Raw genomic sequence first — 8,458 nt, forward strand, 5'->3', positions numbered from 1 at the left:
GTCGTTAAGCCATCTACCGGAGACCTCGCTATTTATCGATCAACGCCACGCCGTGAACATCAACCGGCACCGCCGACTTCGATACACGCCCTAGGTCGGCGGCTCGGCGCCCTCCGCGCCGGGCGTGCAACACCCGGGCGGCACGCATGTTCGGTGAGCTGAGTGCCCATTACTGCATCAGCAGTTCGGACAGTTGGCTGCGGCAGTACGGCGTCCGGCGCGGTCCGCGCTCCCGGGCCATGCCCCGCGCCGCGCACGGCGAGTCGTCGCTCACCCCGGCCGAGGCGACGATCGCCGCGCTGGTCGTCGAGGGGGCATCAAACCTGCGGATCGCAGCCCAGCTGGTCATCTCCCGGCGCACGGTCGAGGCGCACGTCTCCCCGATCCTCGCCAAGCTTCAGGTCCGATCGCGCCACGACGTCGCCGCGGCCATCGCCGGCTGATAGGCCGTAGCCGTCGCCGGCTGACGGTCCGGCGACGCCCGACTGCAGGCGGACCATGGCCATGTCGAAGGCGGCCGCCATCGGGCGTACCTCGCAGAGCAGCGCCGAGAGCACGTAGCCGCCGACGATCGCCGTCACGACGAGCGACGTCAGCCCGTCGATGTCGGTGGCCGCGGGCAGGTCGCCGGCCGCCCGCATCCGGCGCAGTGCCCCGTCGACCTCCTTCATCCAGCCCCGGTAGTACCGCTCCCGCCAGCCGGGACCGAGCTGAGCCAGCGACCGCAGCGTGCCCTCGGGGTCGGCGTCCACCTGCTCGCCGCTCAGGAACCGCCCGAGCAGGTCGAGCACCATCGTGTTGAGCATTCTGAAGTCGTCCAGTGACGAGACCGCCCGCACCCGCTCCCGTAACTCCTCGATCAGGCTGATCGCCTGTACATGTCGATCGCTCATCCCGTCGAGTACCCCGTCCATGCCGCCAGCCTCGGTTGTCGTCACCGCAACCACATCCGTGAGCACACGTACGTTTTCGCGGCCGGCAACGTCGACCTGCCCGGCCGTACCACAGACTATATGGTCCAGAAAATGGATGCGTTCGAAGCCGTGAATGTTGGAATCGCCCATCAGATCGGACACTACGCGGATGCCGTGCGGTTGCCCACCGGCACCGACCAGGTGGTGACCTCGGGCACGCCCGGCCGGCGCGCCGACGGCACGGTCCCGGCCGACTTCGCCGAGGATGCCACGCAGGCCTGGCCGAACGTGGAACGATCGTTGAACAGCGCCGCAGGACATCATCCCGGTCCGTCAGTGACTGATCGATCCGGCCACGATCAGCGCGTACAGCGAGGTCCGCAGCAGGTTCCTCCGCCATGAGCCGTCTTCGATGATGGCCGTGATCCCGGCGCTGGGCCGGCCCGACTTCCGGGTCGAGATCGAGGTGTTCGCGGCCGTACCTCGCCGAACGGGGCGACCACCGGCGGGCTCAGGATTTGGACTTTGAAGACCAGTTCGGGAGGCTCCGGTGGGTGCGCCGCCTTCGGCGGCATCGTGCTGCTCGTCCGCCGGGTCGCGGGCTGGAGCGTGCGGCACGGCCGCCGAGGCGACACCGCGGGCGGCGTCCGGCTACCGGTAGCCTGGAACCTGTGGCAGAGCGCGAGAACGGGGCGACGCCGTCCGCACTGAGGACGACGCCGGTCAGGTCGGCGCCGCCCAAGCTCACGCCACGCGGTGCGGCGACCCGCGACCGCATCCTGCGTACCGCCGCCGACCTGATGTTCGCCAACGGCGTCGGGGTCACCCTCCTCGACGAGGTGCGGGTGGCCAGCGGGGTCAGCAAGTCGCAGCTCTACCACCACTTCCCTGACAAAGCGGCACTGGTCCACGCCGTCGTGACGAAGCAGGGCACCGAGTTGCTCGAGCGGCAGCGGCAGCTGCTGGCCCGGCTCAACTCGTTCTCCGGGCTGGAGCGGTGGCGCGACGCGACTCTGAAGCGCAACGCTCTGCGGGGCGGCGCGTACGGCTGCGAGATCGGCTCGCTGGCCAGCGAGCTGTCCGACACCGACGAGCAGGCGCGCCTCATGCTGACCGAGCACTTCCGCTCGTGGGAGGCGCTCCTGTCGGCCGGCCTGGCCCGGATGCGAGCCGCCGGGCTGCTGCGCCCGGAGGCCGATCCGGACGCCCTGGCCGTCGCCGTGATGGTCGCCGTGCAGGGCGGCTATCTGCTGGCGCAGACCGAGCGCAGTCCGGCCCCGATGGCGGTCGCGCTCGACATGGCGCTCAGCCATGTCCGTTCCTATGCCGCGGAGACGACCGAGCCGGCACCCCGCCGGTCCCGCAGATCCAGAAACTCGTCCAGCTAGGCCTGAAGCACGGGCCCGGCTGGCGCCACTCGCCGGCTTCGCCGCCATGGACGCGGCACCCGCGTACGCCCGCCGGGGTGATCCGGACCCGGCGCGGACCGGCCTGGGGCGAGCCGTCGAGATCTTCGAGACGCTCGGCGCCCGCTGGGGTGTCCGCTTCGCCGAGGCCCGCCTGCGCGAGCACGGCATCCGACGCCGGCCGGCCACAGCCGTCCCGACCCCGCGCGACTCGGCCATTCGACCCAGGTCTCGGCCCGGCGGCGGGATCGGCGGCGGCCGGGATCGTGCGGATGGTGGGCGTCGTGCTCGCCGGCGCCGGCGTCGTAGAGATGGTGCTCGGCCTGACCCGGAACGACTCCCCGGCCGCGCGGGACCCCGGCGGCGTCCCGCTGGCCGCGGTGGTGCTCGCGGTGTGCTCTATCACTGCGGACCCGACGCGTGGATGCCGTACGCCGGTCCTGGGCCGCTGACCCCGCAGGGCCAGTTGGAGCAGAACCGGGCTGAGGCGATCGATCCCTACGTCGGCCTACTGTTCCTCGGCGCGGTGGCCGCAGCCGGCCGGACACTGGGCTCGGTGTACCGATCCTGATTCGGCTGCGCCGTCGTCGCACGCGTCGAAGCCTCGATGTATGTCGAGCGCGGTGTGGTCGCCGGGACGTCGGTGAACCCCGTACTTGGCGGCAGCTTGGTCCGAACGGACGATGCCTTCGAATTTCTCTATCTATATAGAGTTCCTTGCATGGTTCGACCCCGGCGCCCCTCGGCGCAGACGACCTTGGTCCTCGACGCGCTGGTCGGCGACCCGGCCACCTGGCGGTACGGCTACGAACTCGGGCGGCAGGTCGGCCTCAAGGCCGGCTCGCTGTACCCGATCCTGATCCGGCTGTGCGACCACGGCCTGCTCGAGGCCGCCTGGGAACACGATCCGCAGCCCGGCCGGCCGGCGCGGCACCTGTACCGGCTGACCGGCAAGGGCGTCAACTGGGCCGCCGAGGTACCCGGCGACGTATCCGCCCGGCCGGCTCCGGGTCGCCCGGCTGCCCAGCCGCGACTGAGGGAGGCGTGATGACCACGGTTGAGAAGGATTGGCCGGCCCGGCTGCTGTACGCCGCCGTACGCGTCGTGCCCGCGGAACGCCGGGACTGGGGCCGGGCGATGCAGGCCGAGTTGGCGGCGATCGACCAGCCGGCGGACCGGTGGAGCTTCGCCTGGGGCTGTCTGCGCGCGTCGCACCTGCTGCGCGGCACTGTTCACCTGCTCATGGTGCTGGGCACCCTCGGCGCGCTGCTGGCCTGGATCGCCACCGCGGACTACCCGCCGCTGTTCTGGATCCTGTCCACGGTCGCATCGGTGCTGGCCGCGGTGTGCTGGCAGGGCCGGCGTACCGGCATGCTCGGCCCGACCGGCGACGGCGTGGCCGCGTGGCTGCTGCGCGGCAGCGGCTATGTGATCGCCGCCGGCATCGCCGTGGTCGCTCTCGCCCATGCCCACCCCGCAACTCTGCAGGCCGCCGACGACGGCTACGGTCTGCTCGCTATCGCCGCGGTCGCCGGCAGCTTCCTCATCGGACTCGCCGCGGTGAAGGCGGCCGCGACCAGACGGGCGCTGGTCACCGGAGCCGGCAGCGTGCTGGCCGCGACCACGGTGTGGCTTGTCGTGGTGCTGGTCGCCCCGCCGATCCCGGCCGCGCCGGGCTGGGCGCTCGTCGTCACCGCCGGAGCCGCCGTCGCCGCGGTCCTGACGAACGCCAGGAACGCCCAGGAAAGCCTGCTCGCGGGACTGCTCGCTATCGCCGGCACGATGGCGTTGATCTTCGGGACCGTGCTGCTACTCGCGCGATTCGGCCCGGACAGCCTCATCCCGGACATCACTCCGGGAGCCCTGCCAGGTCAGCACATCAGCGAGAGCCGGGTCGAGATCGTCGACCCGTACGTGTTGATAATGATTCTGAGCGCGGTGGCGGCGACCGCCCTGGGCCTCGCCGCCGTAGTCACCCGCCGGCCGACCGCGCTCGTTCAACGCGAGGCTGATCACGCGTCCTAGACCACGGGCGATCCCTCCTGCGGTAGCCGTGCCGGCTATGGAGATGATGTTGAGGCAGAAGAAGATGACTCGATGCAACTGAGCGCAGCGGAGGCCGGTCAATGGCAACCCGACGAGTTCGCAACACCGCGTTCGGCGCGGCCACGTTCAAGGCATTCGAGCAGTACACGCCGGCCGGGCAGCGACTGTTCGACGATCCGGTCGGGCCCCGGCTGCTGTCCGGATTCCCCGCCGCGATGGTCCGCCACCGGCTGTTGCGAACCGCATCCGCGGCCTTGATGAACCGGATAGCGCCCGGACTCATCGGCGCAATGGCCTGCCGGACCCGTGCGATCGACGACGCGGTCACCGACGCCCTCGCCGCCGGTAACCGTCAAATGGTCATCCTCGGCGCGGGCCTGGACACGCGTGCCCACCGCCTGCCGGTGCTACGCCAGGTCCCGGTGTGGGAACTCGACCTCGACCAGCTGCAGCGCTCGAAGGTGGCCGCCCTGTCCACCGCCACCGACGCTGCCGTACCCGCGGTGACCTACGTGCCGATCGATTTCGCCCACACACCGATCGCGGGCGCGCTTGCTGCGGCCGGGTTCGGGGCAGCCGTGCCCACGGTCGTGATCTGGGAGGGCGTCAGCCAGTACCTGAGCCGATCCGAGGCAGACGCCACGATAAGGTTCGTCGCCGGTCTGGCCTCCGGCAGCCGTCTGGTGTTCACCTACGTACCGCAGACGGTGATCGACGACCCGCGGCACGCCAGGACGGTCAGCCGGCTGCAATGGCATACCGGCTACGACCAAGCCGCCCTCGGCACCGTCCTGAGCAATCTCGGCCTGAACCTCGTCGAGGATCTCGGCGCCGACGACTACCGAGCCCGCTACCTCGAACCGCTGGGGCGCGAGATCGCCGTGTCCGACCTCGAGCGGATGGCCGTCGCCGACGTTCGCTGATTCCACCGCGATGAACCCCGCGCCGCAATGCCGTGCCGGCTGACGAAGTCCCGGGGTGCCCGGCGGAAAGCCTGGCCCCGCGAGCTGTCAGTGCTTGCTCAAATAGCGGACCATCCCCAAGACGTCGTCGGGGACGAGCCGGCCGATTGCGCCACTCGAGTAGACGCTCACGACCACTTTGCCGGCCGCGTCGAGCAGGAACCCGGTGGACTGCAGATAGCGCGGTTCCGGGTTGACGAACGCGCCGGTGAGGTCGGCGATCGCATCCGCGTCGGCGCCGTACCCGACCGGGAACGTCAGCTTGTTCTTGTCGATCATCTCCTTGGCCGCAGCCTCGTCGTCCACCGAGAGCGAGACGACCTTGATGCCGGCCTCCTCCAGCTGCGGCAGTGCCCGCTGGAAGGAACGCAGCTGTGCCATGCAATAGGGGCACCACGAGCCGCGGTTGAACAGCACCACACCGAAGTTGCCGGCGAGAGCAGCCGGAACATCAAGCGTGTCGCCGCCGGTCAAGGTCAGGGTCAGGGCGGGGAACTCGTCCCCCGGTTGCAAAAGCGCCATGCCCCATATGTGTGTGCGCCGAGTCCGATCCTTACCGCCCATTCCTTACCGGCTCATTACGACGACATCCTCCGCCGGAAATGGTTGGCCGTCCAGGCGCTGATCGCCCTGCTCGTGCACCACCTGCTAATGACCACCTGGCGAGGGGGGCGGATCGATGAGCTGCACCGTGCCGTCGGTCCGGCCGGCGACGAAGATCCGTCCCGTCGCGGAGTCCACGGCCACCGTGTTCGGCTGCCGAACCGTCGGCAGCGTGCCCACGACCACCGGCTTCGGGCCGCCGAGGTCCAGCCCGACGATCTGGTTACGAGCGGTCAGCGTCACCCACAACCGGTCCCGTACGTCGTCGTAGGCCACGCCGTACGGGGTCCCGTCGAGTGGGACCGAACCGATCTCGCGCAACCGGGGCACCACTTCAAAGGTCAGCAGGCGGTTCCCGCGCGTATCGACCACCTGCAGATGCCCGCGCCGGTCGGCGACCATGTGAGTGGGCCCGTCACCGGCGTCCACCACGCTGATCCGCTTCGGTACGCGCGTGTCGTACAGCGCGAGCGTGCGGTCCTTGACGTCGACCACACCGACCTGGTCGCCGACCGCGGCGACCCCGCCGGGCTGCGTGACGTCGGTGAACCGGTGCACCACCTGCCCATCCCTGATCAACACGAAGGCGCCGCCCAGCTCGTCGGCCACCGCGATCGTCCCGTCCATGGTCCGGATCGCGGCGTGCGGATACCTACCCACCGGCACCGTCGACAGCACCGCACCGCCGGGCAACCCGACCGAGACGAGGCTTCCGGAGTCCTCGTCCGGGACCAGGACGGGACCGCCGGGGGCGGCCAGGTCCAGATGCCGCAGATGACCCGGCAACGCGACCTGACCCGACTGCATGCCGGTGCGCCCGTCCAGCAGGAGCAGGCGGTCCGGATCGCGCACGCCCACCGCGACGAGGTGGGTGACCGGATCGGCGACGATGCCCTCGGCCTGCGCCCCGACCGTGATGACCCGGCCCGCCGGAGGCACCGAGACCGCCGGTGCCTTCGCCGGCTCCGCCGCCTTGGGCGAGCCGCAACCACCAAGCACACCCGTCACCAGCACGCACAGCACGATCCGCCGGACAACCGACATTCGACACCTCCGGCCCGAAACCTACCGGCCGAGAGCGTACGCAGCTCGGCCACCGGCACCGTCAGCCGGCAGGCGGCGACATCACCCGGCGAGCCGATCGAGGGTGCTCTCGACCGGGTTGGCCATCACCGGGGTCGCGGCCGGGTGCCGGCCCGGCCGAGGGCTTTCGGTGACTCGTCGACGTCGCCCGGGTGCGGGACGCCGGAAGAACAGCCCCTACGTGTCGCTGACGTTCCGAATCAGCTGGTCTCAGTCCGTTGACACCCCGTTTACCTCGCATAACACTGACGATCATGCGGCCGCGCCGGGCGGACGCGACACGCCTGAGTCCCACCACGCACCGCACCGAGGGGCGGCCGAGAATGCACGACGACACAGCAAGCACGGATCTCCGTCACCGCTACGTCAACACGCTGCAGTCCGCCCTCACCCTGGACGAGGTCACCGACGCGTTCATGGCCGTCGGCTCCCGGCTGGTCGCGTCGGACGTCCACGGGTTCTACCAGCTCGACGCGGACGACCACCGGGTGGTCAGCGCGCTGCTCTCCGCCCCGCAGCGATTCACGAGCGCCTACGAGGAGTACGGCCGCGCGGACGACCCCGTCCTCGAGTTCGCGCTGCGCGAGAAGCGACCGATCGACTCCTCCCGGGCCGTGGCGGCGGAGAGGTGGAGTTCTTGTGGCGCACGCACGGCACTGGCCGTCGACGGCTACCGGCATTCGCTCGAAGCTCCGGTGCTGATCGGCGGTGGGATCTTCGGGACGGTCAACTTCGCCCGGGCGCGGAACCGTCCGCCGTTCGACGAAGGGGACCTCGTCTACGCCCGGTTCGCTTGTGAACAACTCGGCCTGGCCGCGGAACGGGCTCTGCGTTTCGAACTCACCGGGCGCCGGACCCACATGCTCGAGTACGCGCTCGACCGTGTCCCCCAGCCGGTCATCGTGACCGATCTCGAGTCGCAGGTCCTGTTCCGCAACCGGGCCGCCCGGAACCTTCAGGCCACCGCGCCGACCCGGGCGGCGGACCCCTTGCAGGACTCCATCGCCGAGGCGATGGAGTCCTTCCGGACGCTCGGCAAGCGGGTGCATACCGGCATTGTTCGGTACGCGGGTACGGACGAGCAGGTCATCGCCCGCTCGTTCCGCCTGTCCGGGCCGCAGGATGCCGCGGTGACGCTGGTCTTCAATTCCGGCGGCGAACGAATCCGGAGTCTCCCCGCGTGGGACGTGCTCACCCGGCGCGAGCAGGAGATCACCGCACTGGTCGCCCGGGGACTGAGCACCAGGCAGATCGCGGAGACGGCCTTCGTCAGCGAGAACACGGTGAAGCAGCACCTCAAACGCATCTTCGCCAAGGTCGACGTCCACAACCGGGCCGAACTGGTTCAGTTGGTGTGGACCAATGGCGCGGCGACCGAGGAAACACCGTTGGACTGACCACGCGGCTGCCCGCCGGGGGGGGGAGTCGGCCGGGGGGGGGGACA

General features: G+C 70.2%; 11 protein-coding genes. 8 read left to right on the forward strand and 3 right to left on the reverse strand.

Features of this window, described 5'->3' with window-relative positions; all coding sequences use genetic code 11:
- Positions 1 to 169 precede the first annotated feature (169 nt).
- Positions 170 to 349: a hypothetical protein gene (locus AB0M88_RS52075; protein WP_364115718.1), complete on the reverse strand. Its 180-nt coding sequence runs from the start codon at positions 347 to 349 to the stop codon at positions 170 to 172.
- Between AB0M88_RS52075 and AB0M88_RS52080 the strand changes: the two genes are divergently transcribed.
- The 7 genes from AB0M88_RS52080 to AB0M88_RS52110 all read left to right on the forward strand — a co-directional run bounded on the left by AB0M88_RS52080 (position 324) and on the right by AB0M88_RS52110 (position 5,289).
- Positions 324 to 443: a LuxR C-terminal-related transcriptional regulator gene (locus AB0M88_RS52080; protein ID WP_364115713.1), complete on the forward strand. Its 120-nt coding sequence runs from the start codon at positions 324 to 326 to the stop codon at positions 441 to 443. The two genes, AB0M88_RS52075 and AB0M88_RS52080, sit on opposite strands and share 26 nt — an antisense overlap.
- A 435-nt stretch (positions 444 to 878) precedes the next feature.
- Positions 879 to 1,316, forward strand: coding sequence for a hypothetical protein (locus tag AB0M88_RS52085; protein WP_364115721.1), 438 nt, complete (start codon positions 879 to 881; stop codon positions 1,314 to 1,316).
- A gap of 305 nt (positions 1,317 to 1,621) precedes the next feature.
- On the forward strand, positions 1,622 to 2,302 hold the full coding sequence (locus tag AB0M88_RS52090) for a TetR family transcriptional regulator C-terminal domain-containing protein (RefSeq protein WP_364115715.1): 681 nt from the start codon (positions 1,622 to 1,624) through the stop codon (positions 2,300 to 2,302).
- 290 nt (positions 2,303 to 2,592) lie between these two features.
- Positions 2,593 to 2,772 (forward strand): hypothetical protein, encoded by a 180-nt coding sequence (locus tag AB0M88_RS52095; RefSeq protein WP_364115698.1) that lies wholly within the window; start codon positions 2,593 to 2,595, stop codon positions 2,770 to 2,772.
- A gap of 269 nt (positions 2,773 to 3,041) precedes the next feature.
- Positions 3,042 to 3,368 (forward strand): PadR family transcriptional regulator, encoded by a 327-nt coding sequence (locus AB0M88_RS52100; protein WP_364115700.1) that lies wholly within the window; start codon positions 3,042 to 3,044, stop codon positions 3,366 to 3,368.
- Complete coding sequence (locus AB0M88_RS52105; RefSeq protein ID WP_364115703.1) at positions 3,368 to 4,345, forward strand: hypothetical protein; 978 nt, start codon at positions 3,368 to 3,370, stop codon at positions 4,343 to 4,345. The genes AB0M88_RS52100 and AB0M88_RS52105 overlap by 1 nt, the downstream gene beginning before the upstream one ends.
- 101 nt (positions 4,346 to 4,446) lie before the next feature.
- On the forward strand, positions 4,447 to 5,289 hold the full coding sequence (locus AB0M88_RS52110; protein WP_364115705.1) for an SAM-dependent methyltransferase: 843 nt from the start codon (positions 4,447 to 4,449) through the stop codon (positions 5,287 to 5,289).
- An 87-nt stretch (positions 5,290 to 5,376) separates the two neighbouring features.
- On the opposite strand, the gene AB0M88_RS52115 is transcribed toward AB0M88_RS52110, so the two are convergent.
- Entirely contained in the window at positions 5,377 to 5,850 is a 474-nt protein-coding gene (locus AB0M88_RS52115) for a peroxiredoxin family protein (RefSeq protein ID WP_364115706.1), read from the reverse strand.
- A gap of 126 nt (positions 5,851 to 5,976) precedes the next feature.
- Positions 5,977 to 6,975, reverse strand: coding sequence for a hypothetical protein (locus AB0M88_RS52120; protein WP_364115707.1), 999 nt, complete (start codon positions 6,973 to 6,975; stop codon positions 5,977 to 5,979).
- 362 nt (positions 6,976 to 7,337) lie between these two features.
- Between AB0M88_RS52120 and AB0M88_RS52125 the strand changes: the two genes are divergently transcribed.
- The gene (locus tag AB0M88_RS52125; protein ID WP_364115710.1) at positions 7,338 to 8,411 is read left to right on the forward strand and encodes a LuxR C-terminal-related transcriptional regulator; all 1,074 of its coding nucleotides are present in this window, start codon (positions 7,338 to 7,340) and stop codon (positions 8,409 to 8,411) included.
- The last annotated feature ends 47 nt before the right edge of the window (positions 8,412 to 8,458 follow it).

It is taken from the genome of Actinoplanes sp. NPDC051411 (assembly GCF_040682075.1).
In the GTDB taxonomy this organism is placed as follows: domain Bacteria; phylum Actinomycetota; class Actinomycetes; order Mycobacteriales; family Micromonosporaceae; genus Actinoplanes.

What these genes read in the sequence shown, in the direction of transcription:
- AB0M88_RS52125 (WP_364115710.1), top strand. Translation starts at nt 7,338, where the DNA reads ATGCACGACGACACAGCAAGCACGGATCTCCGTCACCGCTACGTCAAC.
- AB0M88_RS52095 (WP_364115698.1), top strand. Translation starts at nt 2,593, where the DNA reads ATGGTGGGCGTCGTGCTCGCCGGCGCCGGCGTCGTAGAGATGGTGCTC.
- AB0M88_RS52110 (WP_364115705.1), top strand. Translation starts at nt 4,447, where the DNA reads ATGGCAACCCGACGAGTTCGCAACACCGCGTTCGGCGCGGCCACGTTC.
- AB0M88_RS52120 (WP_364115707.1), bottom strand. Translation starts at nt 6,975, where the DNA reads ATGTCGGTTGTCCGGCGGATCGTGCTGTGCGTGCTGGTGACGGGTGTG.
- AB0M88_RS52075 (WP_364115718.1), bottom strand. Translation starts at nt 349, where the DNA reads ATGACCAGCTGGGCTGCGATCCGCAGGTTTGATGCCCCCTCGACGACC.
- AB0M88_RS52085 (WP_364115721.1), top strand. Translation starts at nt 879, where the DNA reads ATGTCGATCGCTCATCCCGTCGAGTACCCCGTCCATGCCGCCAGCCTC.
- AB0M88_RS52100 (WP_364115700.1), top strand. Translation starts at nt 3,042, where the DNA reads ATGGTTCGACCCCGGCGCCCCTCGGCGCAGACGACCTTGGTCCTCGAC.
- AB0M88_RS52105 (WP_364115703.1), top strand. Translation starts at nt 3,368, where the DNA reads ATGACCACGGTTGAGAAGGATTGGCCGGCCCGGCTGCTGTACGCCGCC.
- AB0M88_RS52115 (WP_364115706.1), bottom strand. Translation starts at nt 5,850, where the DNA reads ATGGCGCTTTTGCAACCGGGGGACGAGTTCCCCGCCCTGACCCTGACC.